At 73.8% G+C, this 25,719-nt stretch carries 25 protein-coding genes; 15 read left to right on the top strand and 10 right to left on the bottom strand.

The window, feature by feature from the left end; genetic code table 11:
- Positions 1–12: 12 nt before the first annotated feature.
- Positions 13–375, top strand: a complete 363-nt coding sequence (locus JQN84_RS08545; protein ID WP_088647519.1) for a PH domain-containing protein — start codon at positions 13–15, stop codon at positions 373–375.
- Here the strand turns inward: JQN84_RS08545 and JQN84_RS08540 are convergent.
- Positions 363–779, bottom strand: a complete 417-nt coding sequence (locus JQN84_RS08540) for a MerR family transcriptional regulator (RefSeq protein WP_204957809.1) — start codon at positions 777–779, stop codon at positions 363–365. The two genes, JQN84_RS08545 and JQN84_RS08540, sit on opposite strands and share 13 nt — an antisense overlap.
- Positions 780–839: 60 nt before the next feature.
- Between JQN84_RS08540 and JQN84_RS08535 the strand changes: the two genes are divergently transcribed.
- From JQN84_RS08535 to JQN84_RS08525, 3 genes are all read left to right on the top strand, one after another.
- Positions 840–1,733, top strand: coding sequence for an NAD(P)-dependent oxidoreductase (locus JQN84_RS08535; protein ID WP_204957808.1), 894 nt, complete (start codon positions 840–842; stop codon positions 1,731–1,733).
- Between the two features lie 80 nt (positions 1,734–1,813).
- Complete coding sequence (locus tag JQN84_RS08530) at positions 1,814–2,320, top strand: GNAT family N-acetyltransferase (protein WP_204957807.1); 507 nt, start codon at positions 1,814–1,816, stop codon at positions 2,318–2,320.
- Positions 2,321–2,517: 197 nt separating this feature from the next.
- Positions 2,518–3,246 (top strand): class I SAM-dependent methyltransferase, encoded by a 729-nt coding sequence (locus tag JQN84_RS08525; RefSeq protein WP_204957806.1) that lies wholly within the window; start codon positions 2,518–2,520, stop codon positions 3,244–3,246.
- Positions 3,247–3,345: 99 nt separating this feature from the next.
- On the opposite strand, the gene JQN84_RS08520 is transcribed toward JQN84_RS08525, so the two are convergent.
- The gene (locus JQN84_RS08520; RefSeq protein WP_204957805.1) at positions 3,346–3,918 is read right to left on the bottom strand and encodes a hypothetical protein; all 573 of its coding nucleotides are present in this window, start codon (positions 3,916–3,918) and stop codon (positions 3,346–3,348) included.
- A 125-nt stretch (positions 3,919–4,043) separates the two neighbouring features.
- Between JQN84_RS08520 and JQN84_RS08515 the strand changes: the two genes are divergently transcribed.
- Positions 4,044–4,625, top strand: coding sequence for a Uma2 family endonuclease (locus JQN84_RS08515; protein ID WP_204957804.1), 582 nt, complete (start codon positions 4,044–4,046; stop codon positions 4,623–4,625).
- 51 nt (positions 4,626–4,676) lie between these two features.
- Here JQN84_RS08515 and JQN84_RS08510 read toward each other — a convergent pair whose 3' ends face one another.
- The 4 genes from JQN84_RS08510 to JQN84_RS08495 form a co-directional block, all read right to left on the bottom strand.
- Positions 4,677–5,186 (bottom strand): GNAT family N-acetyltransferase, encoded by a 510-nt coding sequence (locus tag JQN84_RS08510; RefSeq protein WP_204957803.1) that lies wholly within the window; start codon positions 5,184–5,186, stop codon positions 4,677–4,679.
- 92 nt (positions 5,187–5,278) lie between these two features.
- Positions 5,279–6,364 (bottom strand): redox-regulated ATPase YchF, encoded by a 1,086-nt coding sequence (gene ychF, locus JQN84_RS08505; protein ID WP_088647525.1) that lies wholly within the window; start codon positions 6,362–6,364, stop codon positions 5,279–5,281.
- Between the two features lie 58 nt (positions 6,365–6,422).
- Positions 6,423–7,157, bottom strand: coding sequence for a Type 1 glutamine amidotransferase-like domain-containing protein (locus JQN84_RS08500; RefSeq protein ID WP_204957802.1), 735 nt, complete (start codon positions 7,155–7,157; stop codon positions 6,423–6,425).
- Positions 7,158–7,227: 70 nt separating this feature from the next.
- Positions 7,228–7,689 (bottom strand): hypothetical protein, encoded by a 462-nt coding sequence (locus JQN84_RS08495; protein WP_204957801.1) that lies wholly within the window; start codon positions 7,687–7,689, stop codon positions 7,228–7,230.
- Positions 7,690–7,832: 143 nt separating this feature from the next.
- Between JQN84_RS08495 and JQN84_RS08490 the strand changes: the two genes are divergently transcribed.
- From JQN84_RS08490 to valS, 8 genes are all read left to right on the top strand, one after another.
- Positions 7,833–8,342, top strand: coding sequence for a SigE family RNA polymerase sigma factor (locus JQN84_RS08490; RefSeq protein ID WP_204957800.1), 510 nt, complete (start codon positions 7,833–7,835; stop codon positions 8,340–8,342).
- Positions 8,339–8,905 carry a hypothetical protein gene (locus JQN84_RS08485; protein WP_204957799.1) on the top strand — a complete coding sequence of 189 codons (567 nt, stop codon included), beginning with the start codon at positions 8,339–8,341 and terminating at the stop codon, positions 8,903–8,905. The genes JQN84_RS08490 and JQN84_RS08485 overlap by 4 nt, the downstream gene beginning before the upstream one ends.
- Before the next feature lie 101 nt (positions 8,906–9,006).
- A complete protein-coding gene (locus JQN84_RS08480) occupies positions 9,007–10,713 on the top strand; it encodes a DNA-3-methyladenine glycosylase 2 family protein (RefSeq protein WP_239484976.1) in 1,707 nt (568 codons plus the stop codon).
- Positions 10,710–11,237, top strand: coding sequence for a methylated-DNA--[protein]-cysteine S-methyltransferase (locus tag JQN84_RS08475; protein WP_239484975.1), 528 nt, complete (start codon positions 10,710–10,712; stop codon positions 11,235–11,237). The genes JQN84_RS08480 and JQN84_RS08475 overlap by 4 nt, the downstream gene beginning before the upstream one ends.
- A gap of 37 nt (positions 11,238–11,274) precedes the next feature.
- Positions 11,275–13,083 carry an ABC transporter ATP-binding protein gene (locus JQN84_RS08470; protein WP_204957798.1) on the top strand — a complete coding sequence of 603 codons (1,809 nt, stop codon included), beginning with the start codon at positions 11,275–11,277 and terminating at the stop codon, positions 13,081–13,083.
- 92 nt (positions 13,084–13,175) lie between these two features.
- Positions 13,176–15,008 carry an ABC transporter ATP-binding protein gene (locus JQN84_RS08465; protein WP_204958188.1) on the top strand — a complete coding sequence of 611 codons (1,833 nt, stop codon included), beginning with the start codon at positions 13,176–13,178 and terminating at the stop codon, positions 15,006–15,008.
- A gap of 211 nt (positions 15,009–15,219) precedes the next feature.
- Positions 15,220–16,794, top strand: coding sequence for a trypsin-like peptidase domain-containing protein (locus JQN84_RS32220; RefSeq protein ID WP_204957797.1), 1,575 nt, complete (start codon positions 15,220–15,222; stop codon positions 16,792–16,794).
- A gap of 136 nt (positions 16,795–16,930) precedes the next feature.
- The gene (gene valS / locus JQN84_RS08455; RefSeq protein ID WP_204957796.1) at positions 16,931–19,546 is read left to right on the top strand and encodes a valine--tRNA ligase; all 2,616 of its coding nucleotides are present in this window, start codon (positions 16,931–16,933) and stop codon (positions 19,544–19,546) included.
- A gap of 102 nt (positions 19,547–19,648) precedes the next feature.
- Here valS and JQN84_RS08450 read toward each other — a convergent pair whose 3' ends face one another.
- From JQN84_RS08450 to JQN84_RS08435, 4 genes are read right to left on the bottom strand one after another with little or no spacing between them, the layout of a single operon-like run.
- The gene (locus JQN84_RS08450; RefSeq protein WP_204957795.1) at positions 19,649–20,359 is read right to left on the bottom strand and encodes an ABC transporter permease; all 711 of its coding nucleotides are present in this window, start codon (positions 20,357–20,359) and stop codon (positions 19,649–19,651) included.
- Positions 20,359–21,309, bottom strand: a complete 951-nt coding sequence (locus tag JQN84_RS08445; protein ID WP_204957794.1) for an ABC transporter ATP-binding protein — start codon at positions 21,307–21,309, stop codon at positions 20,359–20,361. The genes JQN84_RS08450 and JQN84_RS08445 overlap by 1 nt, the downstream gene beginning before the upstream one ends.
- Positions 21,306–22,187: an ABC transporter permease gene (locus JQN84_RS08440; RefSeq protein ID WP_204957793.1), complete on the bottom strand. Its 882-nt coding sequence runs from the start codon at positions 22,185–22,187 to the stop codon at positions 21,306–21,308. Before JQN84_RS08440 ends, JQN84_RS08445 begins: the two co-directional genes overlap by 4 nt.
- The gene (locus JQN84_RS08435; protein ID WP_255553919.1) at positions 22,180–23,037 is read right to left on the bottom strand and encodes an ABC transporter ATP-binding protein; all 858 of its coding nucleotides are present in this window, start codon (positions 23,035–23,037) and stop codon (positions 22,180–22,182) included. Before JQN84_RS08435 ends, JQN84_RS08440 begins: the two co-directional genes overlap by 8 nt.
- Positions 23,038–23,345: 308 nt before the next feature.
- On the opposite strand from JQN84_RS08435, the gene JQN84_RS08430 reads away from it, so the two are divergent.
- Entirely contained in the window at positions 23,346–23,987 is a 642-nt protein-coding gene (locus JQN84_RS08430) for a DM13 domain-containing protein (protein ID WP_204957791.1), read from the top strand.
- Between the two features lie 128 nt (positions 23,988–24,115).
- Positions 24,116–25,645, top strand: a complete 1,530-nt coding sequence (gene cysC / locus JQN84_RS08425; RefSeq protein ID WP_204957790.1) for an adenylyl-sulfate kinase — start codon at positions 24,116–24,118, stop codon at positions 25,643–25,645.
- The last annotated feature ends 74 nt before the right edge of the window (positions 25,646–25,719 follow it).

Raw genomic sequence — 25,719 nt, 5'->3', positions numbered from 1 at the left:
ACCGTGGAACCCATGGCAAATGTGACGTACGACCGCAAGGAGCAGTTCCAGCAGATCCGCAGTGGACTGCTCGACGGGGAACAGATCATCGCCGTCTACGACGCCATCGGCACCGGCACCGGGTTCATCGGCCTGACCGACCGGCGGGTGATCATCCAGGACCGCTCGTTCGTGGGCAAGAAGTTCGCGATCACCAGCATCCCGTACTCGAAGATCACCAGCGTGAGCGTGGTGAGCAACAAGTCGTGGGGCGGGGAGTTCTTCTCCACCGGCGCGATCGCCGTACACGTCGGCACGCACACCTACGAGGTGGAGTTCCGGGGCGCGCAGAAGAGCCACCACGTGCACAACGTGATCCTGCACTACATCTCCTGACCTGCCCCCGCCCGCCGACACGCCGCCCCGTCCCGCCTCACCGCTGGCGGGTCGGGGGCGCCGGTGGCGATGAGGGAGTCGAGGATGTCCCGGGCCGCGGCGAGCCGCTGCATGGCCGCGGTGATCCGCGCCCGTTCCTCGGCGAGGCCGTCGAGCAGTTCGGGGCAGGTGGGGGCGAGCACCGTGGTGTCGTCCGGCACACAGGGCAGGATCTCGGCGATCACGGCCGTCCCGAGCCCGGCCGAGAGGAGCAACTGGATCCGCCGCACGGTGGCCAGGGCCTGCTCGCCGTAGTCGCGGTAGCCGCTCGGCCGCCGTTCCGGCCGTAGCAGGCCCTGCTCCTCGTAGTAGCGCAGGGCCCGGGTGCTCACCCCGGCCCGCCGGGCCAGTTCACCGATCCGCATGCCGTACAGGAGAGCGCGGACTTGACCTTCACGTCAACGTGAACGTCTACCGTCGCCGGCATGAGCGATCGCAAACTCACGCACCACGACCCGGTGGCGGTGCTCGGTCTCGGCCCGATGGGGCAGGCCCTCGCCACCGCCCTGATCTCGGCCGGCATTCCGACCATCGTCTGGAACCGTACGCCGGAGCGGGCCGAACCCCTCGTCACGCGGGGCGCGGTGGCTGCGCCGACCGTCGCCGGGGCGGTCCGGGCCGCCGCCGTCGTGGTCACCTGCCTGCGTAGCCCGGCAGCGGTCGACTCGGTGCTCGCCGCGCACGACGACTGGGCCGGCCGGACCGTCATCGACGTCACCACCGGTCAACCGGACGAGGCGCGCAAACTGGCGAAATGGGCCGAAGGCAACGGCGTCGACCTGGTGAAGGGCGCGATCCTGACCCCGACGCCGACGATCGGCACACCGGCCGCCGTGACGCTCTGGTGCGGCGACCGGCCCACCGTCGACGCGGTCATGCCCACCCTGACGGCCTTCGGCGGCACACCCGCCCACCTCGGCCCGGACCCGGGGGCGACGGCGGCGTACGAGATGGCGCTGTTCGATCTGTTCGGCACCGCGGTCACCGGCCTGCTGCACGCCTTCGCGCTGGCCTCGGCGGAGGGCATCGACCCCCGGTCGTTCGCCCGGTACGCCGCCGGGATCGCCCCGATGCTCGCGGAGCTGGTCGGCCGCTTCGCCGACGACATCGCCGCGGACCAGTTCCCCGGCGACCGGTCCACCGTCGCCTCGGTCGGCGCGAGCATCACCCACGTCATCGAGGCCACCGACGCCCACGGGATCGACTCCGGGATGCTGCGTGCCGCCCGGTCCGTCATCGAACGGACCATCGCCGCCGGTCACGGCGAGGACGGACTGGCCCGGCTGGCCCAGGTTCTCACCCCGGCCCGCTCCGTCTGACACCCGGCCGGCCCCGGTCCCTGGAATACTCGGGCCCATGCGGACGACTCTCCACAATGGTCATCGGGGGCTGGTGCGGCGTGTTCCTGCGTGACGTGCTGGCCACCGATGTCGAGGCGTACCAGCGGATGCGCTGCGACCCGGCGATGATGGTCGAACTCGGCGGGCCGCTGCCGGCCGCCCACGTGGCCCGGCAGGTCCGCCGGGACGCCCGACTGGCCGCCGACGGCGTCGCACTGATCAAGATGATCGTGGTGGACGACACGGTCGCCGGGACCGTCACCCTCTGGCGCGGGCCGGACGACGGGGCGGTCGCCGAGGTCGGCTGGATGGTGCTGCCCGAGTTCCAGGGCCGGGGGCTGGCCAAGCAGGGCGTACGCGCGCTACTCGACCAGGCCCGCACCGAGGGACGGGAGGACACCGTGCACGCCTTCCCGGCGGTCGGCAACGCCCCGTCGAACGCGATCTGCCGGTCGCTCGGGTTCACCCTGCTCGGCGAGGAGGACGTCGAGTTCAACGACCAGGTCATCCGTACCCGGCACTGGACGCTCGACCTGACCCGGCCGGAAACCGGGTTGCCCCGCTGACCGGCCCGCTGCTTGGCTGGGGACGAAGCCGACCGGAGGGAGCAGACGACATGTCGTACGCCACGAGGTCCACCCAGGCGCCCACCATCGACCAGCAGCGGGAATCGAGGCTTCGTGACCACCAGCACCACGGCAGTGACGGCGCGACCATGCGCCGGTGACACCGGACCGGCCGGCACCCCGAACGGGGGTCGCTGATGTCGGTGTTCGATGATCCGGGCCACTTCGGCAGGATGTGGGCCGACAGGTACGACAGCCCCGGCAACCCCGACCCGGGCCCGGCGGTGGACTTCCTCGCCGAACGGGCCGGCGACGGGCGGGTGCTCGAACTCGCCGTCGGGACGGGTCGGGTGGCGTTACCGCTCGCCGCCCGGGGCGTACCCGTCGACGGGGTCGAGGCGTCACCGGAGATGGTGGCGAAGCTGCGCGCCAAGCCCGGCGGCGACGGCGTCCCGGTCACCATCGGCGACATGGCCGACGTGCCCGTGACAGGCCCGTACCGGCTGGTCTACCTGGTGTTCAACACCCTGTTCAACCTGGTCCGTGCCGAGCGGCAGCAGGACTGCCTGCGCAACGTGGCCCGGGTGCTGGCCCCCGGCGGCGAGTTCGTCGTCGAGGCGTTCGTGCCCGACCCGGCCGGCTTCGACCGGGACGAACAGGTGCAGATGCGGTCGGTGACCGAGGACTCGGCCACCATCCGGCTGCACCAGTACGACCGGGCGGCGCAGACCTTCGTCCGGCAGACCATCACCTTCGACCGCGACGGCGTACACCTGGAACCGTTCGCGATGCGCTACTGCTGGCCGGAGCAGATCGACGAGCTGGCCCACCGGGCCGGCCTGCGCCTCGTCGAGCGGTACGCCGACTGGCACCGGCACCCGTTCGACGACACCAGCACGTCGCACATCTCGGTCTACCGCCGCTGAGGGGTGGACCGGCCGGGGTCGGGGCACCTGCCCCGACCCCGGGGTGTGCCGGCGCACTACAGCCGTTTGATCATCCGGATGGCGGCGGCCTCGGCGGCCTCAGAAGTCGATGAACCCGGCCACGACCTCGTCCACCGTGCCGTCGTCCCGCAGCGTGCCGTAGAAGTACACCGAGCCGTATCCCCAGAGGTAGGACTCGACCATGTCCGCCAGTTCGCCTGCCACCGGCCAGCCTTCCTCGTCGACCTGGAACAGGAAGTCGTGCCCGTCGGCGAGCACCGCGTCCGCGTAACTCGGGTCGCCCTGGATGAGCACCGGCTCGGTGCCGACGCGCACGAACGGAACGACGTCACCGTCGCACTCCGTCAACGCGGCGCAGCGCAGTCCGGGCCAGCCGAGCTCCGTACGGGAGCCCCGCGGCGAGGGCTGGTGCAGGACGGCCCGCATCGCCATGCCCGGGTATTCGAGATCGTCGTCGCTGATCTCGAACCCCTCGCGCAGCAGCACCGACACCTCACGACCGCCGGTCCAGGGCGCACAGTCCGCAGGAAGTGTCAGGAGGTAGCGGTGCGTCGTCAGCACCGGGTGGGACTCGATCGCGACAGGTGGCGCGCCACCGATCCGCCCACCGGTCCGGCCGTCCGGGAGCACGGGCGTCAACGTCGTGACCATGGCCCGACCGTACCGGCCGGCTCGGACGTCGAAGCGGAGGTCCACCGCGATCCGTGACGACGCGGGGCCGGGGCGGGCGAGCGCAGGAGGCCGGGACCGCGACTACCGAATGCTACGGTGACCGCATGACTGCGGTGCCCGAGTGGATGCGGCCGCCCCGCCCGGAGGGGTGGTACGCAGACGACCTCGACACGCTCACCGAGGCACCCCGTCACACCGAACTGATCGACGGAGCACTCGTCTTCATGATGTCCCCCCAGCGGGTCTGGCACGCCCGGATCGTCACAGCGCTGGTGAACGCCCTGACCGACCAGGCACCATCAGGTGTCGAGGTCGACAGGGAGATCACGGTCCGACTCGACAGGTGGAACCGTCCCGAGCCCGGCCTCGTGGCAGCGGCAGCACCTCACGACCCGTCGCGGACCTTCTACACACCTGAGGAGACTCTCCTGGTCGTGGAGGTGGTCTCGCCGGAGTCGGCGCACCGCGACCGTACGGTCAAGCTGCGCAAGTACGCGGAAGCCGGCATCGCCAACTACTGGCGCGTCGAGGAGGAGGACGGCTCACCTGTGGTCCACGCCTACGAACTGGACGTGCCGACACGGGCCTACGTGGCGACCGGAATTCATCGCCACGAACTGCGGACCACGAAGCCGTTCGTGATCAAGCTTGACCTGGACGGGCTGGTGCCGGGCCGCAAGGCCTGAGCGCGGCGACCACCACACGCTGGAGCGGACCCCACCGGATCCCGTCGCCGGTCACCGTGACGGTGGCTCGGGAGCGCCCAGATTCAGGAACATCACGTGCAGCCCCACCAGGCCGTGCTCGGGGTGGTCGAACGCCTCGGGGACGGTGGCGAGCACCTCGAAACCCAACGAACGCCACAGCCGGACCGCGACCTCGTTCGACTCGACGACCGCGTTGAACTGGATGCTCCGGTAGCCGGCGGCCCGCGCCCAGCCGACGACGTACTCGCCGAGGGCGCGGCCGACGCCGCGGCCGGAATGCCGTGGGTCGACCATGAAGCTGGCCGTTGCCACATGCGCGCCGCGACCGGGCCGGTTCGGACCCATCTTCGCGCTGCCGAGAACGGTCGGCCCGTCCACCGCGACGACGGTGCGCCCCGGAGGGGACTCCATCCACCACCCGCGGGCCTGCTCCAGGGACAGGTTCCCGGGGAACGCGTACGAGCGGCCCTGCGCCACGATCTCGCTGAAGAAGGGGTAGATCGCAGGCCAGTCGCCGTCCTCGGCGTCGCGGATCGTCACCGGATCACCGTAGGACCGGTCGACAGGCCCGACAACGCGATTCAGCCGGGCGGCACGACCCGCGAACTTGTCCGCGAGACGGTGGACCGGAACTACACGTTGAACCGGAACTCCACCACGTCGCCGTCCTGCATGACGTATTCCTTGCCCTCGATCCGGACCTTGCCGGCGGCCTTCGCCGCCGCCATCGAACCGGCCGCGACCAGGTCGTCGTAGGAGACCACCTCGGCCTTGATGAAGCCGCGCTGGAAGTCGCTGTGGATCACCCCGGCGGCCTCCGGGGCGGTCGCGCCGACCGGCACCGTCCAGGCCCGCGCCTCCTTCGGCCCCGCCGTGAGGTACGTCTGGAGCCCGAGCGTGCGGAAGCCGACCCGGACGAGCTGGTCCAGCCCCGGCTCGGACTGCCCGATCGACTCCAGCAGCTCGCGGGCCTCCTCCTCGGGCAGGTCCACCAGCTCGGATTCGATCTTGGCGTCCATGAACACGGCCTCGGCGGGAGCCACCAGGGCGCGCAGCTCGTCGAGGAAGGCGGCGTTGCCCAGCTCGGCCTCGTCGACGTTGAACACGTAGAGGAACGGCTTCGTGGTGAGCAGGTGCAGCTCCCGCAGGTGCTCCAGCTCGATCTTGGCGGCGGCGGCCCCGGCGTACAGGGTGGTGCCGCCGTCGAGCACCTCGACGGCCTGCTTCGCGGCGGTCACCGCGGCGGCCCGGTCCTTGCGGAGCTTGGCCTCCTTCTCCAACCGGGGCAGCGCCTTCTCCAGGGTCTGCAGGTCGGCCAGGATCAGCTCCGTGTTGATCGTCTCGATGTCGTCGGCGGGCGAGACCTTGCCGTCGACGTGCACCACGTTCGGGTCGGAGAAGGCCCGTACCACCTGGCAGATGGCCGAGGCGTCCCGGATGTTCGCCAGGAACGCGTTGCCCCGGCCCTGCCCCTTCGACGCCCCCCGGACCAGGCCGGCGATGTCGACGAACGACACCGGCGCGGGCAGCACCTTCTGCGACGAGAAGATCTCGGCGAGCTTGTCGAGCCGCGCGTCCGGCAGCCCCACCACCCCGACGTTGGGCTCGATCGTGGCGAACGGGTAGTTCGCCGCGAGCACGTCGTTCTTGGTCAACGCGTTGAACAGGGTGCTCTTGCCGACGTTGGGCAGGCCGACGATGCCGATGGTGAGACTCACGACGGGCCAGCTTACGCCGTCACCCGGCAGGCGGCCCCGTCGGCACCGCCGGGGCGGCTCAGGCGGTGAGCAACCGGGGTTCGATCCGGGTCTCCCGCACCCCGCCGACACCGTCCGGCACCACCTCGTACGCGGCCACCCCGGCCCGGTCGGCGACCGCCTCGGCCAGCCGGGTGCCCCGGTAGACCAGCCCCACCCCGTCGTCGGTGCAGTGGCTGGCCGGCAACGTGCCGTCGGCGACCAGCCGGTGCAGCAGCGGCCGGCGCTGCGCCTCGCTGTCGTAGTGCACCCCGTTGCCGTACGGCAGCCAGCCCAGGCCGTCGGTGTAGGCCCGCAACCGCCGGCCGTAGCTGTCGGTGGTGCCGCCGACGTGCCAGCAGATCGAACCGGCGGAGACCCCGCCGAGCACCACCCCGGCCTCCCAGCACTCGCGCAGGATCTCCGGCAGCCCGTGCACCCGCCACACCGCGCAGAGGTTGGCCACGCTGCCGCCACCGACCCAGATGATGTCCTGGCCGAGCAGGTGCGCCCGGACGTCCTCGACGTTGGGCATCGGGAACAGCGCCAGGTGCGAGGGGCGGTAGCGGGTGCCGGCGAACGCGCCGTGGAAGACGGTCAGCGCGGTGGGCTGGTCGCCGACGGCCTGGTTGAGGTAGCAGATCCGCGGCTCGTCGGCCTGCGCCAACTCGGCCATCAGGTCGAAGACCGGTCCGGGATCGGCATCCCAGGGGCCCCGGCCACGACTGGTGAAACCCATGCTGGTGGCGACGATGGTCGGTTCGGTGGCGGGCATGTCGGTCCTCTCTGCGGCTGGCTCCGCTGTCATCCTGCGCCACCGCCGTCCCCCGGCCCACCGGCCGGCGTCACCCGGCGAGTCGCCAGTCCGCCCCGCCGTCGGCCACCCCCGGCAGTTCGCCAGTCGCCGCGAGCGGCAGGGTGAGCCGGTCCCCGGCGCTCGGGCCGGCCCGCTCCGACTCGCCCAACATCCAGCGCACCTCGTCGACCGTCCAGCCCAGCCCCCGCCGGCCGGCGATCTCCCGGACCAGCCGGCGGCCGACCCGGGTGTCGTCGTCGTAGAACCGCATGCACCAGTGGTGTGCCCACATGCCCAGCGCCCGCAGGCCGGCCGCGTCGAGGGAGCCGGCGAGCCGACCGCAGGCGGTGTCGGCGAACGGTCGTGCCGGATCGTCGGCCCGGTCCCGCTCGATCGCGCCGAAAGCGGCCGGCGCGACCACCCGCATCCGGTCGTACAGGCCCTGCGCGGTGGCGTCGTCCAGCCGCCCCGGCCCTGACCGAGGGTCGCCCCGCCCGGTCACGCTCGCCATCGCCGCACCCTTTCTGGAGTTGGTGCCGGGACGCTACCGACCACTACCGACACTTTCCGGGCCGGAAACTGATCCCCGGGACCGGGATAGGCGGGGTGAGCTGGGGCGTCTGTATCGGTGACAGACAATGACGGGGAGGGTGGGTGGACGAGGACGATCGGGCCCGGCTGGCCGAGTTCGTGGCCAGCCGGGCACCGGCCCTGATGCGGGTCGCGTACCTGCTCACCGGGGACCGGCACGCCGCCGAGGACCTGTTCCAGTCGGCGCTGGCCAAGACCATTCCGAGGTGGCGTGACCTGCGCCACACCGACCCGGAGGGCTACCTGCGCACGGTCATGTACCGGGAGCAGGTCAGCTGGTGGCGGCGGCTGCGCCGGTACCGGGAGACGCTGCTCACCGGCGTCGACGACCCGGCCGGTCCGGACCTGTTCGGCGGCACCGACGTACGGCTGGCGATGCGGGCCGCGCTGCGCGCGCTGCCGGCGGCCCAGCGCACGGTCGTGGTCCTGCGCTACTACGAGGACCTCACCGAGACCCAGGTGGCCGCCGCGCTCGGCTGCTCGGTCGGCACCGTACGCAGCCGCACCCACCGGGCCGTGGCCCGGCTGCGGCAACTCCTGCCGGACATCGAACTGCTGGAGGTACGGCGGTGACCACGCCCCTCGAGAACCTCATCCGCGCCACCCTCTCCGACCTCGCCGAGGAGGCACCGACAGTGCACGACCAGTTGAACCGGGCGGAACGCCGGGCCCGGTCCCGCCGCCGCGCCACGATCACGATGAGCGCGGCGGGGGTCCTCGCCGCCATGCTGATCGCCACCCCGTTCGCGATGGCCGCCAGCGGTGACGGGGACACCCCGCCCGCCGTACCGGCGTCGACGCCGAGCGGGCCGCCCGCGGCACCCGCCCCGGCGGCGGTGACCGAACCCCCCGTCGACCAGGGCGTCCGGACCGGCCGCGGCGCGCCGGCCCGGACCGCCGTTCCCGCACCGCCGGGCAAGCCGGCCTCGACGGCCGTACCCGCGTCGCCCGCGACGTCCACTCCGGCACCGCCCGCCATCCCCGCGTCGCCCGCTCCGGCGACGACCGCCATCCCCGCGTCGCCCGCGCCACGCGTCGCCGGACCGCGCACCGGCCCGGTCACCGCACCGGCCCCCGCCAGCAGCGCACCGCCCGTCGACCAGGGCCCCGCGACCGGCCCCGTTCCCGCGCGCTGACGCACCGCCTCCCCACCCCGGCACGGCCGGGGTGGGGAGGTCGACCACCGCCCGCACGCTCAGGTCCGATTCCCGCGAGCCACCACCGGTGAGCTGCGGGCATGATCGGTGGCGTGGAGTTGGACTTCGAACGGTGCTACCGCGCCGTGGACAGCCGTGACCAGCGGTTCGACGGCTGGTTCTACACGGGCGTCACGTCGACCGGGATCTACTGCCGGCCGTCCTGCCCGGCGATCACCCCGAAGCGGCGTAACGTCCGCTTCTTCCCGTCGGCAGCCGCCGCGCAGGGGGCCGGCCTACGGGCCTGCCGCCGGTGCCGCCCGGACGCCGCGCCCGGCTCACCGCAGTGGGACGTCCGCGCCGACGTGGTGGGTCGCGCCATGCGGCTCATCGCCGACGGGGTGGTCGACCGGGACGGCGTACCCGGGCTGGCCGCCCGGCTGGGCTACACGCAACGGCACCTGCACCGGATGCTCCGGGCGGAACTGGGCGCCGGGCCACTGGCACTGGCGCGGGCCCAACGTGCCCAGACCGCCCGAACGTTGATCGAGACGACCCACCTGGGCCTGGCGGAGGTGGCGTTCGCAGCCGGGTTCGGCAGCGTACGGCAGTTCAACGACACCGTCCGGCAGGTGTACGGGACGGTGCCGTCGCAGTTGCGCACCGGGCGGGGCGGCCCGCCGACGCCGGGTGGGGCGGGCACGATCACGCTCCGGCTGGCGTACCGGCCGCCGCTGCACGCCGCCGCCCTGCTGGGGTTCCTGGCCGCCCGGACGCTGCCCGGCCTCGACGAGGTGCGCGACGGGACGTACCGCCGGGGGTTGCGGCTGCCGCACGGCCCGGCGCAGATCGCGCTGACCCCGACGACCGGGTACGTCGGGGCGACGCTGCGCCTGGCCGACCTGCGGGACCTGGCCCCGGCGGTGGCCCGCTGCCGTCGCCTGTTCGACCTGGACGCCGATCCGGAGGCGGTCGACCAGACGTTGGCCGCCGATCCGGCCCTGGCCGGGGTCGTCGCCGCCGAACCGGGCGTGCGGGTGCCCCGGGCGGTGGACGGCTTCGAGATGGCGCTGCGGGCCATCATCGGCCAACAGGTCTCCCTCCCCGCCGCCCGCACCACCCTCACCCGCCTCCTCACCCACCCGGCCCTCACCCCCGGCCCCGCCCCCGGCCCCCACCCCCGCCCCGGCCCCGGCTCCGGCCCCGGCTCCGGCTCCGGCCCCGGCTCCGGCTCCGGCCCCGGCTCCGGCTCCGGCCCCGGCTCCGGCTCCGGCTCCGGTGATCAAGAGGTTTGCGTCACGGAGAGCGCTTCCCGGCGACGCAAACCTCTTGATCACCGCGCCGCGGCGGACGGGGGCGGCGCGGCGGACGGGGGCGGCGCGGCGGACGGGGGCGGCGCGGCGGACGGGGGCGGGGCGGGCGGGTGGGGAGTGTGGGGGTTCCCGGGGGCGGAGGAGGTGCTGGGGTTGCCGGATGCGGCGTTCGGGATGCCGGCCGCCCGGCGGGAGACGATCCGGGCGCTGGCCCGGGCGGTCGCCGCCGGGGAGGTAGACCTGGAGCCGGGCGGCGACCGGGCGGAGACGGTACGACGGTTGACGGCGCTGCCCGGGATCGGCCCGTGGACCGCCGGTTACCTGGCCATGCGGGCCCTCGGCGACCCCGACGTGCTGCTCCCCACCGACCTCGCGGTACGTCGGGGCGCTGCCGCCCTCGGCCTGCCGGCCACCCCCACCACCCTGGACACGTACGCCGACCGCTGGCGACCCTGGCGGTCGTACGCGGCGATCAGACTCTGGAGAGCGGCATGACGACCCTCGGCACCACCACCATCGGCACCACCACCATGGACACCCCGGCCGGCCCGTTCAGCGTGCTCGTCGACCCCGACGGCGCGGTCCGGGCGGCCGGTTTCACGGCCGACCCGGACAGCCTGCTGCCGCTGGTGCACCCGAGCCTGCGCGGCCCGCTGACGCCGTACGCCGACCTCGGTCCGGTGACCGCCGCCGTCCGCGCCTACCTCGACGGGGACCTGACCGCGATCGACGTGGTGCCGGTACGGCAGCACAGCGGCGGGGCGTTCCAGACCCACGCCTGGACCGTGCTGCGCGACGTCAAACCGGGCGAGCCGGTCACCTACACCGGGTACGCCGCACTGGCCGGCCGGCCCGCCGCGGTCAGGGCGGCCGCCGCCGCCTGTGCCCGTAACGCCGCCGCCCTCTTCGTGCCCTGCCATCGGGTGCTGCGCACCGACGGCACCCTCGGCGGCTACCGGTACGGTCTGCCGGTGAAGAGGTGGTTGCTCGGTCACGAGCGGCGGCTGACGGCAAGCTGACAGCGGAATCGATGCCGATCGACGCTACCGTCGGGTAGTGCCTGCGCAGCGCGACGGCGACCCGGCCAACCCCAGGGCGGACGGTCGGGTCCGGTCGCTGCGCAACCTCTGGCGGCTGCGCCGCTACCTGCGCCCGTACGCCGCCACGTACGTCCTGCTGTTGCTGGCGGCGCTGGCCGCCACCGGGGCGGGTCTGGCCGTACCCCTGGTGGTACAGCGGGTGGTGGACGGGCCGGTCGCCCGGCACGACCCGGCGGGGCTGCTCCGCCTCGGCGGGCTGGCCCTGCTGCTCGGCCTGGTCGAGGCAGTGCTGATCTTCATCCGGCGGTGGAGCCAGTCCTCCTCCTCGGTCGGCATGGAGGCGACCATCCGCGCCGACCTCTACGCCCACCTGCAACGCCTGCCGGCCGGATTCCACGACCGCTGGCAGTCCGGGCAGCTGCTCTCCCGGGCGATCAGCGACCTGTCGGTGCTGCGCCGGTTCCTCTCCTTCGGGCTGCTGTTCCTGGTGCTCAACGTGGTCACCTACGTCGCCGTGGTGATCCTGTTGATCCGCCTGCACGGGCCGCTGGGGCTGCTGGTGGCGGCCAGCGCGGTGCCGCTGTTCCTGATCAGCCGCCGGTTCGGGCGGCACTACCACACCTCGTCGCGGCGGATGCAGGACCAGCAGGGCGACGTGGCCACCCTGGTCGAGGAGACCGCGCAGGGGCTGCGCACCATGAAGGCGTACGGGCGGGGGCCGGAACTGGCCGACCGGTTCGCCGGGCGGGCCCGCGCGCTGCACGACACCGGCGTGGCCAAGGGGGCGCTGCTGGCCGGCGCGTCGGCCCTGTTCGACCTGGTGCCGAACCTGACGCTGGGCGCCACGCTGGTCGGCGGCGCGACGCTGGTCGCCCGGGACGCGTTGACCATCGGTGAGCTGGTCGCCTTCGTCAGTCTCCAGCTCATGCTGATCTGGCCGGTGCAGTCGCTCGGTTGGATCATCGCCAACGGGCAGGAGGCCGCCACCGCCGCCGACCGCATCCAGGAGGTGCTGGACACGCCTCCTTCGATCGTGGACGCGCCGGACGCCGTGCCGCTGGCCCGCTCGGCGGTGCGCGGCCGGCTCCGCTTCGAGGGGGTGTCGTTCCGCTATCCGGGCAGCACCGAACCGGTGCTGCGGGAGATCGAGCTGACCGTCGAGCCGGGCGAGACGCTGGCCCTGGTGGGGGCGACCGGCTGCGGCAAGAGCACCCTGCTCTCCCTGGTGCCCCGGCTGCACGACGTCACCGGTGGCCGGATCACCCTGGACGGGCACGACCTGCGCGGGGTACGCCTGGACGCGCTGCGCCGGCTGGTCGGGGTGGCCTTCGAGGAGCCGACGCTGTTCTCCATGTCGGTCTGGGAGAACCTCACCCTGGGCTGTCCGGACGCCACCGACGACGAGGTCCGGGCCGCGCTGGCGCTGGCCCAGGCCGACTTCGCGTACGACCTGCCGTGGGGGTTGGCGACCCGGGTGGGCGAGCAGGGGCTGTCGCTCTCCGGCGGGCAGCGGCAACGGCTGGCGCTGGCCCGCGCGGTGCTCGGCCGGCCGGCGTTGCTGGTCCTCGACGACCCGCTCTCCGCCCTGGACGTGCACACCGAGGCGCTGGTCGAGGCGGCGCTGCGCCGGGTGCTGCGGGACACCACCGCGCTGCTGGTGGTGCACCGGCCGTCGACTGTCGCGCTGGCCGACCGGGTGGCGCTGCTCGACGGGGGTCGGATCACCGCCGTCGGCCGGCACGGCGACCTGATGGCCACCGTGCCGGCGTACCGGGCGGTGCTCGCCGCCGAACCCGCACCGGCACCGGGCCTGGTGCGTTCGTGATCCGCCGGCCGGCCCGGCAGCACCGCACGACCGCCGGTGACGGCCGCCCCCGGCAGCACGGCACCGCCGGGGGTGACGGCCGGTCGGTCGCGCTGGACCACTGGCGGGGCCGGGCCACCGACCCGGACGCCGACCGCAGCCGCGCCGAGGACGACTCCCCGGAGGCGGTGGCCCGGCTGCGGGGGCGCAGCCGGGCGCTACTGCGCGACCTGCTCCGCCCGCACCGCAGGTCGCTCGGCGTGGCGGTGGGCCTGCTGCTGGCCCAGAACGCCGCCGCGATGGCCGGGCCGTACCTGGTCATGCTCGGCATCGACCGGGCGGTGCCGCCGCTGCGCGCCGGGGACCCGGGTCCGCTGGCCGCCGTCGCGGGCGCGTTCGCCGTCGCGGCGGTCACCGAGTACGCCGCCCGGCGCAGCTACCTCACCCGCTCCGCCCGGATCGGCCAGGCCGTCCTGCTCGACCTGCGCCAGCGGGTGTACGGCCACCTGCTGACCCTCTCCGTCGGCTTCCACGAGCGCTACACCTCCGGTCGGGTGGTGTCCCGGCTCACCAGCGACGTCGACTCCATCGCCGAGCTGGTCGACGGGGGGATCGACACCCTGGTCGCCGCCGCGCTGTCGGTGCTGTCGGTGGCCGCCATCCTGCTCTGGCTGGACCTGCCGCTGGCGGCGGTGACGCTGCTGGCGTTCCCGTTCCTGTTCTGGCTGTCCCGCTGGTTCGCCCGCGCCTCGGCCCAGGCCTACCGGCACAGCCGGGAGGCGGTGGCCCTGGTGATCGTCCATTTCGTCGAGTCGTTGCGCGGCATCCGGGCGGTGCAGGCGTTCCGCCGTGAGCCGCGCAACCAGCAGATCTTCGTGACGGTCAACGACGAGTACCGGCGGACCAGTCTGCACGGGTTCCGGCTGATCGCCACGTACTCGCCGGGGATCAAGGTGATCGGCAACGTCACCGTGGCCACCGTGCTCGGGTACGGCGGCTGGCGGGTGCTGGGCGGCGACACCGAGGTGGGGGTGCTCGCCGCGTTCCTGCTCTACCTGCGCCGGTTCTTCGATCCGATGCAGGAGCTGAGCCAGTTCTACAACTCGCTCCAGTCGGCGACCGCCGCCCTGGAGAAGCTCGCCGGGGTGCTCGACGAACGGCCGGGGGTACCCGAACCGGCGTCGCCGGTGCCGTTGCCGGCCGGGCCGGGGCGGGGCGCGGTGACGTTCCGCGCGGTCTCCTTCGGTTACCGGCCGCAGACGCCGATCCTGGCCGGGCTGGACCTGGCCGTGCCGGCCGGTCAGACGGTGGCCCTGATCGGCCCGACCGGCGCCGGCAAGTCGACGGTGGCGAAGCTGCTCGCCCGCTTCCACGACCCGGACGCCGGCACGGTCGAGCTGGACGGCGTCGACCTGCGGGACCTGTCCGACGCCGAGCTGCGCCGGGCGGTGGTGCTGGTGACCCAGGAGAACCACCTGTTCGGCGGCACGGTGGCGGAGAACATCCGGTTCGGCCGGCCGGACGCCTCCGACGCGGCGGTGCAGGCGGCGGCGCGGGCGATCGGCGCACACGACTTCATTGCCGCCCTGCCCGACGGGTACGCCACCGAGGTGCACCGGCGCGGCGGCCGGCTCTCCGCCGGGCAGCGGCAGCTCGTCGCGTTCGCCCGCGCGTTCCTGGCCGACCCCCGGGTGCTGATCCTGGACGAGGCGACGTCGTCGCTGGACGTGCCGACCGAGCGGCTGGTGCAGCGGGCGCTGGCCAGCGTGCTGCGGGACCGCACCGCGCTGGTGATCGCGCACCGGCTCTCCACGGTGGAGACCGCCGACCGGGTGCTGGTCGTCGACTCCGGACGGATCGTCGAGGACGGTGCGCCGGCGCGGCTCGCCACCACCGGCGGCCGGTACGCCACGCTGCACCGGCAGTGGCGCGAGTCGCTGAGCTGACCGGCGGACGCCTCGCACCCGGCCGCCGCCCGGTCCCGGCGGGTGAGCAACGCGGTCGGGACCGAACCGGACGGTACGGGGCAACCGGTGCCCGCCGGGGACGGATAGACTCTGCCCGCATCGACGGCCCCGACCCTGTTCCCACCGGTCCGACCGGCCGGGCGGGCGTGGCGGGGTCGGTCGCGTCGCCGGCATACGGGGAGGTTGCGGCGTGCGGATCCGTGGACGAGTGGTGCTGGCAGCGGCGTTGGCGCTGAGCACGATGGGGACGACCGGGGTGGCGTTGGCCATGGACCGGGGCACCGGTCCGACCGGCGGACCGGCAGGTGGCACCTGGGCGGCCGGGGCGGCCCCGGTCGCCGTGGAGGCCCGGGTGGCGGCCGGCACCGACGTCGGTGGCCGGGCCGCGACGCCCGCCGCACCGCGTCCGGCACCGGTGGCGACCCGCCCGGCGGCCCAGGTCGCGCAGGCGGCCCCCGCCTCGGTGAGCTACCTCAGCGACCGTTACCGGGTCGCCCCGGGCGAGGCCGCCCGCCGGCTGGCCCTCCAGGAGCTGTCCGCGCCGCTGGCCGACACCCTCGCCACCCGTTTCCCCGACTCGTACGCCGGGATGTGGCTGGACCAGGCGGGCGGCGGGGTGCTCACCATCGCCGCCACCGACCCGGCCCCGGTCGCCGGGGCGGTCGCCGGGCTGCCGGACGCCCGGCACGTCACCGTCGTGCCGGCCCGGCACTCGCGGCGCGACCTGGACGCGGCGGCGACCCGACTGGCCGGGACGCTGGGCGTCACCGCCGGGCGGGACGTGGTGGTCGACGAGCGGGCCAACGAGGTGCTGGTGCTCACCGGCGACGCGGTGCCCGCCGGTGACACCCGGCTGGCCGGTGCGCTCGACTCGGCCGGGGTGCCGGCCCGGGCCCGGACCCGGCTCGACGAGGGCGCGATCCCCAAGGCGTGCGACCCGCGCTACTGCGCGCAGGCGCCGATGCGCGGCGGCATCCGGCTGGACGTGCCCCGCGACGACGGCACCGTCGGCGGCTGCACCACGGGCTTCAACGTCCGGGCGAAGTCCGGGCAGTACTACGTGCTGACCGCCGGGCACTGCGTGGTGGGCGGCCGGCACCAGCGGGTGGACGACACCTGGCACCAGTTCCTCGGGCCGAAGGTGCCGGTGGGCATCGAGTCGACCAACCCGGTGCTGGCCGAGAACGACTTCCCCAACGACTACGCGGTCCTGCCCTACGCCACGGGGGCCAGCACCCGCTGGGCGTACCCGAGGCGCAGTGTCGGCAACACGCCGAGCCTGGTCAACTACTGGTGCGTGGCCGACAATCCGGCCTGCGCCGGCAGGGGCAGCCGCGACGTGCCGATCACCGGCGTCACGCCGTACGCCGCCGTGCAGGCCGGCTGGGTGGTCTGCGCCACCGGCTCGGCGTACACCCCGAAGGCCGGCGAGCAGTACGTCGACTCGGGTGCCGGTGTCGGCTACCTGCCGGGCACCCGCTGCGGCGAGGTCATCGGCAAGGCCGGCGGCGGCATCGACGTGCGGGTGTGCGCGCGGCCCGGTGACAGCGGCGGCCCGCTGTTCACCGAGTCCGACGGGCGGGCGCTGGGCATCCTCAACAACGGCGATCCCGGCGAGGGGCCGTGCACCAACCCCGACGAGACGAACACCTACGCGTCGGTCTCGGTGATCCTCGACCGGGTCAACGACCGCACCGGGCTCGACTTCCAGATCGCCACCAAGGGGCCGCTGCTCGCCCCGCCGGTCGGCTCTTCGAACCGGTAGCCCACCGGGTCCGGCCCACGTCGCACCGGGCACTCGGCCCGCCACGACCCATGTCGTGCCGGGCACCCGGTGCGGTGCCGCCGGCACGCCCGGTAAAGCCGTGGGCGGGAGGTCGACGGCTGCCTACGATCGACCGATGACTGATACGGCGAGGACGGCCCGCGCCGGTGTTCCCGAACGTCCCACCCTGGACGGCATCGAGGAACGCTGGGCGCGCCGCTGGCAGGAGGAGGGCACGTACGCGTTCGACCGGGAGAAGGCGACCGTAGCGGGTCGCGGGTCGACGGCGGGGACCCCGCGTCGGCACGGTCGCGGCGACGACGTGTACGCCATCGACACCCCGCCGCCGACCGTATCCGGCGAGCTGCACATGGGGCACGTCTTCTCGTACACGCACACCGACACGGTGGCCCGGTTCCAGCGGATGCGCGGACGCAACGTGTTCTACCCGATGGGCTGGGACGACAACGGCCTGCCCACCGAACGCCGGGTGCAGAACGTCCACGGGGTGAGTTGCGACCCGTCCCTGCCGTACGACCCGGCGTGGCAGCCGCCCGACGCCCCGGTCACCGAGGCCCGACGCCGGGAGCCGACGCCGATCTCCCGCCGCAACTTCGTCGAGCTGTGCGAACGGTTGACCGCCGCCGACGAGCAGATCTTCGAGGCGCTCTGGCGGCGGCTCGGGCTGTCGGTGGACTGGTCGCTGACGTACACCACGATCGGGCGTACGGCGCGGGCCACCTCGCAGCGGATGTTCCTGCGCAACCTGGCCCGGGGCGAGGCGTACCAGGCGCAGGCGCCGACGCTGTGGGACGTCGGGTTCGGCACCGCCGTGGCGCAGGCGGAACTGGAGGACCGGGAGCGCCCGGGGGCGTACCACCGGCTGCGGTTCACCGGGCCGGACGGGCGGGAGGTGCTGATCGACACCACCCGGCCGGAGCTGCTGCCGGCCTGCGTGGCGCTGGTCTGCCACCCCGACGACGAGCGGTACGCCGACCTGGTGGGCACGACCGTGCGTACCCCCGTGTTCGGGGTCGGGGTGCCGGTGCGCGCGCACCCGCTGGCGGACCCGGGCAAGGGCACCGGCGTCGCGATGGTGTGCACGTTCGGCGACCTGACCGACGTGACCTGGTGGCGGGATCTCGACCTGGCGACCCGGGTGGTGATCGGCCGGGACGGCCGGCTGCTGGCCGAGCCGCCGGCCGGCGTGCCTGACGGACCCTACGCCGCGCTTTCCGGGCAGTCGGTCAACGCCGCCCGGCGGGCCGTGGTGGAGCAGCTGCGCGACGCCGGTGACCTGGTGGGTGAGCCGCGCGAGATCACCCATCCGGTGAAGTTCTACGAACGCGGCGACCGGCCGTTGGAGATCGTCTCGACCCGGCAGTGGTACCTGCGCAACGGCGGCCGGGACGCCGGGCTGCGGGCGGAGCTGCTGGCCCGGGGCGACGAGCTGCGCTGGGTGCCGGAGCACATGGCGCACCGCTACGCGCACTGGGTGGGCGGGCTGACCGGGGACTGGCTGGTCAGCCGGCAGCGCTTCTTCGGGGTGCCGGTGCCGGTGTGGTACCGGCTCGACGCCTTTGGCGAGCCGGACCATGCCAACCCTCTCACACCGGACGAGGCGTCGTTGCCGGTCGACCCGTCGGCTGAGCCGCCGCCCGGCTACGACGAGTCACGACGCGGCGTGCCCGGTGGGTTCGTCGGCGACCCGGACGTGCTGGACACCTGGGCCACCTCGTCGTTGACCCCGCAGATCGTCGGCGGTTGGGAGACCGACCCGGAGCTGTTCGACCGGATCTTCCCGATGGACCTGCGCCCGCAGGGGCAGGAGATCATCCGGACCTGGCTCTTCGGCACCGTCGTGCGCGCCCACCTGGAGCACGGGGTGCTGCCCTGGCGGGACGCGGTGCTCTCCGGCTGGATCCTCGACCCGGACCGCAAGAAGATGTCCAAGTCCAAGGGGAACGTGGTCACCCCGATGGCGCTGCTGGAGCAGCACGGCTCGGACGCGGTGCGCTACTGGGCGGCCAACGGCCGGCCCGGCATGGACCTGGCCTTCGACCCGGCGCAGATCAGGGTGGGCCGGCGGCTGGCCACCAAGCTGCTCAACGCCTCGAAGTTCGCGTTGGGGCTGGGGGCCGCCGACGCCCTGCGCACCCCGGCGACCACCCCGCTGGACACCGCCCTGCTCGCCGAGCTGTCCACCGTGGTCGCCACCGCGACCGCCGCCTTCGACGGGTACGACCACACGGCCGCGTTGCAGGCCACCGAGGCGTTCTTCTGGCGGTTCTGCGACGACTACATCGAGTTGGTGAAGGAACGTGCCTACGGCACCGGGCCGGGTGCCGACTCGGCCCGGGCGGCGCTCGCCACCGCCCTGTCGGTGCAGTTGCGGCTGTTCGCCCCGGTGCTGCCGTACGTGACCGAGGAGGTCTGGTCGTGGTGGCGGTACGGCTCGGTGCACCGGGCCCCCTGGCCGACCACCTACGAGGTGGGGCGGGCGATCACCGGCACCGGTGACCCGGCCCTGCTGCGGCTGGCCGGGAACGCGCTGGGCCAGGTCCGGCGGGCCAAGTCCGAGCGCAAGCTGTCGATGCGGGCGGAGGTCCCGCTGGCCGAGGCGCTGGGCCCGGCGGGCCTGCTCGACCAGCTCACCCTGGTCGCCGACGACGTGCGCGCCGCCGGCCGGATCACCACCCTCGACCTGCTCCCCGACCGCGCCCCCGAACTCGTCATCGCCAGCGCGTTCTGAGCCGGGTCGGGCTCGAACGCCGGTGTGGCGGTATCCGGGGCACCTGGATACCGCCACACCGGCGCAATCGTGTCGATCAAAGTCCGGGCCGGCCGGACCGGGTCAGCTGGTTTCGCCGGCGATGCTGAAGGAGCGGAGGCGGTCGATGGCCAGCACGGTGAAGCCGACGCTCACCAGGGCGGTCAGCACCGCCGCCACCGGCACCGAGACGGTGGTCGACAGCAGGTCGGTGGGGGCCATCCGGTCGGCCAGGGCGATCACCCACTGCTGGATCGACAGCACCCGGGTGCCGCTGACGAAGTTGCCCAGCAGCCCCTCCCAGATCAGCACGTAGACCAGGCCGAGCAGCACCGGCCGCCGGGTGACCAGGCTGAGCGCCAGGAACAGCGCCGAGTAGGCCAGCGCGCCGAGCGCCGAGGCGACGACCAGGCCCAGGCCCAGACGTACCGAATCGGCGAGCACGCCCGCGACGTAGAGCGGCACGGCGACGGTGACCGCGCTGACCCCGGCGGCCACCGCGAGTTTCGGCAGCACGATCTGCCAACGCGGCAGCGGCTTGGTCAGGATGTGCACCACCGTGCCGTCGTCGATCTCCGCGCCCAGCACGCCGGTGCCGACGATGAGCGCCACCACCGGCAGCACCACGGCCAGGCCGAGACCGACCAGCACCGGCGGGGCCCACTGGCCCGGGTCCACCCCGAGCGACCGGCACAGGACGGCCAGCAGCACCAGCACCGCCGGCAGCGGCAGCAGCATGAGGAACCGGCGACGGCCGAACAGCCCGCGCGCGGTGATCCAGGAAACGGTCGACATCAGGCCTCCACCAGGTAGGAGAAGACGCTCTCCAGGGACTCGTCCTCGGGGGTCAACTGCCGGACCCGGATCTGCCGGGCGAGCGCGATCTTGGGCAGCGCCCGGGTGAACGCGCCGTAGTCACCGGCGCGTACGGTCAGGCCGGTCTTGTCCAGCTCGACGCCCGCGACCGACGGGTCGGCCATCAGCGCCACGGCCAGCGCCCGGTCGTCGGTGGAGCGGACCGCGAAGACGTGCGGCCGGTTGGTCATCAACCGGCGGATGGTGCGGAAGTCGCCGGAGGCGGCCAGCCGGCCGGCCACCATCACCTGCACCGTGCCGGAGACCTGCTCGACCTCCTCCAGGATGTGCGAGCTGAACAGGATCGTCCGTCCGGCGTCGCCGAGGGAGTGCAGCAGGCCCATCATGTGCAGCCGCTGGCGCGGGTCCATCCCGTTGAACGGCTCGTCGAGCAGCAGCACCTGCGGGTCGTGCACCAGCGCGGCGGCCACCCGGGTCCGCTGCCGCATCCCCTTGGAGTACGTGCCGATCCGGCGGTTCTGGGCGTCGGTCATCTCGACCAGCTCGATCGCCCGGCGGGCTGCGGCCTCCGGATCGGGCAGCCGGTGCAACTTCGCGCTGGCCAGCACGAACTCGCGGGCGGTGAGGAAGGAGTGCACCGCCTCCCGCTCGCTGACCAGCCCGAGCCGCCGGTAGACCGCCGGGTTGCGCCAGGTGGACTCCCCGTCGAGGGTGAGCGTGCCCCGGGACGGGGCGAGGAAGCCGGCCATCATGTGCAGCAGGGTGGTCTTGCCGGCGCCGTTCGGGCCGAGCAGGCCGGTCACCCCGGGGCCGAGCCGCATGGTGACGTCGTTGACCGCCACCACGTTGCCGTACCAGCGGGAGACCCCGGCGAGGTCCAGGGTGCTGGTGGTGACCGCCGGCCGGGCGTCGGTGTCGAGTGTGGTCATCGGGCGGCCACCTTCCGGTATCGCAGCAGCAGCAGGGCGGTGCAGGCGGTGACCAGCAGCACGGCGACCACCGCGTAGACCGGGCCGAAGCCGCCGATCGGCGGGCCGGTGCCGGCGCCCGGGTAGAGCAGGTCCTGCAACGCCCACGAGCCGACCCCCTGTACCAGCGTCGACGGCGAGGCCAGCAGGGCCAGCTCGTTGACGGCCCGCGAGGGCAGGATCGACAGCACGCCGACGACCGGGGTGGTCATCAGGAAGACCGCCACGATGCCACCGGCGGCGAAGGCCCGCTTGCCGGTGAGCGAGGCGACCAGTAGACCGATCGAGGCGAAGACCGCCGCCCACAGCCCGGCGTAGAGCAGGCCGGGCAGCAGGTCCAGCAGCTCGTTCCAGGTGCCGCGCAGGCCGTCGGGGGTGGTGAACGCAGCCCCCAGGAACATCACCAGCTGCGGCCCGCCCAGCAGCAGCCACAGCGCGCTGGCCAGGGAGAGCAGCTTGGCCAGCGCGTAGTCGTCACGCGGCAGCGGCCGGGAGAAGTACAGCGGGAGCACGCCGCTGCGCAGGTCCCGGGAGACCAGCTCGGGGGCGGCCACCGCGACGAAGAAGATGACCAGCCAGCTCATCGCGTCGGCGAACTGGGCGTACGTCATCACCACCTCGCCGATCTGGCTGCGTACGGCGGTGAGGCCGGCGGCCACCACCGTCACGATGCCGACCACCAGCCAGGGGAAGATCTTCGCCTTGGCGCTGCGGCCCAGCCCGAAGACCGTCCGCAGGCCGTGCAGGTAGAGCGCGCCGAAGACGTGCCGGCGGCCCAGCCGCGGGCCGGTGTAGCGCTGGTAGCCGATGTCGTGGATGACGCCGGTCGGCTCAGGCATTGCTGGGCTCCCTCGGGGCGAAGAGTTCGGCCACCCGGTGCCGGCGCTGGTCCAGCCGGTGCAACGGCAGGTCCAGCTCGGCGACCGCGCCGAGGATCAGGTCGTAGGTACGCTCGTCGGCCAGCGGGACGAGCAGCATCCGGCCGTCGCGGGTCACCGGCAGGTCGAGCGCGGCGAGCCGGCCGGCCAACTGGTCGGTGCCCTCGCTGACCTCGACGGCGAGCAGGTCGGTGGCCGAGGTCATCGCGTCGATCCGGTCGGCACGCAGCAGCCGCCCCCCGTCGATGGCGACCAGGGTGTCGCAGATCCGCTCCACCTCGCCCAGCAGGTGCGAGCAGACCAGGACGGAGATGCCGAACTCGGTGCCGATCCGGTGGACCAGGGCGAGCATGGCGTCCCGGCCGGCCGGGTCGAGCCCGTTGGTGGGCTCGTCGAGCAGCAGCAGGTCCGGGTCGTGCACCAGAGCCTGGGCGAGCTTGACCCGCTGCTTCATGCCGGTGGAGTAGCCGCCCACCGGGCGGTACCGCTCCTCGTAGAGACCGACGTGGCGCAGCGTCTCGGAGGCGCGCTCGCGGGCCACCGTGCGGGGCAGGCCGCTCATCCGCCCCAGGTGGGTGACGAGTTCGGCGGCGGACAGGTCGGGCGGGAGCGCCTCGTGTTCGGGCATGTAGCCGACCCGGGCGCGGACCGCCGCCGGGTCGGTGGTGGGGTCGAGGTCGAGCACACGGACCCGTCCGCTGGTCGGCGGGAGCAGGCCCAGCAGGATCTTTATCAGGGTCGACTTGCCGGCGCCGTTCGCGCCGACCAGTCCGATGATCCCCGGCTCGACCGCGACGGTGAGGTCGGCCAGCGCGGTGACCCGGCCTCCGTACGTCTTGGTCAGCGACTCGGTCGCGATCAGTGTCACGTCCGCCAGCCTAGGGAGCCGGCACCCTGGCGGGTATCCGGATTCGCCCCGGGTCGCCCCTGATTCCCGCCCCCGACCAGCCCCGCCCCGGTCGGCCGGGCCGACGGTCCGCGCCCGGTCGGCGGTACGGCGGTGTCCGCCGCACCCGATACCGCCGTACCGGCCCGACGAGTCGGTCGATCGGGGCGGTAAGGCTTCCGTAACCCCGGCCACGGGTGACCGTTCGCGGTGGCGCGGCGAGACTGGACGGCATGTTCCGTCGCCTGTCCCGTGCCCCGCTGACCTGGGTCGCCGTCGCCGTGCTCGGCGTCGGCGCCGCCTTCGGCCTGTACTGGTTCCAACCCTGGAAAGTGGTGGCCGACCGCCAGGTCGACGAACGGCTCTCCGAGGTGGACGACGCCGCCCCGACCGGCACCGTGGCCGGCGACGGCACCGCACCGGCCGACGGCGGCGTGGCCGGGACCACCCCGGCCGGCACCGCCACCCCGACCGGGGCCGCCGGCGCCCCGCCCCGGGCGGAGCCCACGGCCACCCGGCCGGTGGTGGTGAGCCGGGGGGAGTTCGTCAGTCACGAACACGACACCTCGGGCACCGCCCGGATCGTCCGCACCGCCGACGGCCGGCACCGGCTGGAACTGGTCGAACTGGACACCTCCAACGGCCCGGATCTGCGGGTCTGGCTCTCCGACCAGCAGGTCCGCACCGGCCGGGCCGGTTGGCACGTCTTCGACGACGGCCGCCGGGCGGAACTGGGCCGACTCAAGGGCAACCGCGGCGACCAGGCGTACGCCGTCCCGCCCGGCACCGACCTCGCCGAGCTGACCAGTGTCACCATCTGGTGTCAGCGATTCGCGGTCTCGTTCGGTGCCGCGTCCCTGGTCCCGGCCGGTTGACGCTCCCCCACCGACCGGTCGGGACACGCCACCGATGATCCACTTCCGGGTCGGGAGTGGAGTGGCACTCTCGACCGATCGCCGGCCGGCTGAGAAACTGTGATCCGGCCAGCGAGTGAGGGGTACGGATGAGCAACGGTGCAGTGCTGCCCGAGGACGTGCTGCGGGACGCCCCCGCGTACGCGCCACGCCCCGGTGAGCTGGCCGATCTGGAGCTGCTGCTGAGTGGGGCGTACACCCCGCTGGCCGGCTTCATGACCCGCGCCGACCTGGCCTCGTTGCAGCGTCGCGGCAGACTGGCCGACGGCACGTCCTGGCCGGTCCCGGTGACCCTCCAGGTGCCCACCGCCGTCGCCGACGGGCTGGACCCGGCCGACCCGGGCCGGCGGACGCTGGTGCTCACCGACGGCGAGGGCGCCCCGGTGGCCGGGCTGGAGGTGACCGACGTCTGGCCGGTCCGCGAGGGCGTGGCCGGGCTGGGCGGCCCGGTGCGTCGGCTCGGCGACGGCGGGCACGGCCCGTTCCAGCGGCTGCGCCGGGGCCCGGACGAGATCCGTCCGCTGCTGCCCCCGGGCCGGGTACTCGGGGTGATCGCCGACCGTCCGCTGCACCGGCCGCAGCTGGCGCAGATCGCGCACGCGGCGCGGACCCTCGGCGCGCATCTGCTGGTGATGATCCCGGTCGGCGAGGACGGCGTGGGCGGGCTGCCCACCGAGGCCCTGGTCCGCAGCATCTTCGCCGCCCGCGACCGGATGCCCCCGGCGACCCTGGTCGCGGTGCCGCTGCCCCGCCGGGCCGACGAGATCAGCGACGCGCTGCTGCGGGCCCGGATCTCCGCCGCCTACGGGGTGACCCACCTGCTGTCCACGGGCGGCATGCTGTCCGGGGCGGGGCTGCGGGTGCTGGTCCCCCGCGAGCTGGCCTACGACAGCCGGGACGGCCAGTGGCGCTGGCGGGACGACATCCCGCCGCGCAACCGCAAGCTCGCGCTGAGCGAGGCGGAGATCGACGACCTGCTCGACCGGGGTTTCCCGCTGCCCGAGTGGCACACCCCGCCGGCGGTGGCCAAGGAGCTGGGCCGGGCCCGCCCGCCGCGTCGGCACCGGGGGCTGGTGGTCTTCCTCACCGGGCTCTCCGGCTCCGGCAAGTCGACGATCGCCCGGGGCCTGGCCGATCTGCTGCGCGAGCAGGGCGACCGGACGATCACCCTGCTCGACGGCGACGTGGTGCGTCGGGAGTTGTCGGCCGGGTTGACGTTCAGCCGGGCCGACCGGGACGCCAACGTCCGCCGGATCGGCTGGGTGGCGGCCGAGATCGCCAGGCACCGGGGGGTGGGGATCTGCTGCCCGATCGCCCCGTACGCGCAGGCGCGGGCCGCGGTGCGGGAGATGGCCCGGTCAGCCGGGGCGGGTTTCCTGCTGGTGCACGTCGCCACCCCGTTGGAGGTCTGCGAGCAGCGCGACCGCAAGGGCCTGTACGCCCGCGCCCGCGCCGGCCTGCTCACCGGGATGACCGGCATCGACGACCCGTACGAGACGCCCACCGACGCCGATCTGGTGGTCGACACCACCGACCAGAGCATCGACGAGGCGGTGCAGGCGGTGATGACCCATCTGACCGAGACCGGCTGGGTGGAGCCGCGGCTGCCGTCCGCCTGACCTCGGGGGTTCCACTTCCACCGCTGCCTGCTGCGCGCTAGTGTTCAATCTTGTTGGAACACGTGCGAGCGCGT

This window comes from Micromonospora humidisoli (assembly GCF_016900955.1).
GTDB classification, from domain to species: Bacteria; Actinomycetota; Actinomycetes; order Mycobacteriales; family Micromonosporaceae; genus Micromonospora; species Micromonospora wenchangensis.
Note: the sequence above shows the minus strand (reverse complement) of the source record. Positions and strands in the feature narration are given on the sequence as shown.

Coding starts and splice junctions, on each gene's coding strand:
- JQN84_RS08545 (WP_088647519.1), top strand. CDS start 13: ATGGCAAATGTGACGTACGACCGCAAGGAGCAGTTCCAGCAGATCCGC.
- JQN84_RS08540 (WP_204957809.1), bottom strand. CDS start 779: ATGCGGATCGGTGAACTGGCCCGGCGGGCCGGGGTGAGCACCCGGGCC.
- JQN84_RS08535 (WP_204957808.1), top strand. CDS start 840: ATGAGCGATCGCAAACTCACGCACCACGACCCGGTGGCGGTGCTCGGT.
- JQN84_RS08525 (WP_204957806.1), top strand. CDS start 2,518: ATGTCGGTGTTCGATGATCCGGGCCACTTCGGCAGGATGTGGGCCGAC.
- JQN84_RS08520 (WP_204957805.1), bottom strand. CDS start 3,918: ATGGTCACGACGTTGACGCCCGTGCTCCCGGACGGCCGGACCGGTGGG.
- JQN84_RS08515 (WP_204957804.1), top strand. CDS start 4,044: ATGACTGCGGTGCCCGAGTGGATGCGGCCGCCCCGCCCGGAGGGGTGG.
- JQN84_RS08500 (WP_204957802.1), bottom strand. CDS start 7,157: ATGCCCGCCACCGAACCGACCATCGTCGCCACCAGCATGGGTTTCACC.
- JQN84_RS08495 (WP_204957801.1), bottom strand. CDS start 7,689: ATGGCGAGCGTGACCGGGCGGGGCGACCCTCGGTCAGGGCCGGGGCGG.
- JQN84_RS08480 (WP_239484976.1), top strand. CDS start 9,007: ATGATCGGTGGCGTGGAGTTGGACTTCGAACGGTGCTACCGCGCCGTG.
- JQN84_RS08475 (WP_239484975.1), top strand. CDS start 10,710: ATGACGACCCTCGGCACCACCACCATCGGCACCACCACCATGGACACC.
- valS (WP_204957796.1), top strand. CDS start 16,931: ATGACTGATACGGCGAGGACGGCCCGCGCCGGTGTTCCCGAACGTCCC.
- JQN84_RS08450 (WP_204957795.1), bottom strand. CDS start 20,359: ATGTCGACCGTTTCCTGGATCACCGCGCGCGGGCTGTTCGGCCGTCGC.
- JQN84_RS08445 (WP_204957794.1), bottom strand. CDS start 21,309: ATGACCACACTCGACACCGACGCCCGGCCGGCGGTCACCACCAGCACC.
- JQN84_RS08440 (WP_204957793.1), bottom strand. CDS start 22,187: ATGCCTGAGCCGACCGGCGTCATCCACGACATCGGCTACCAGCGCTAC.
- JQN84_RS08430 (WP_204957791.1), top strand. CDS start 23,346: ATGTTCCGTCGCCTGTCCCGTGCCCCGCTGACCTGGGTCGCCGTCGCC.
- cysC (WP_204957790.1), top strand. CDS start 24,116: ATGAGCAACGGTGCAGTGCTGCCCGAGGACGTGCTGCGGGACGCCCCC.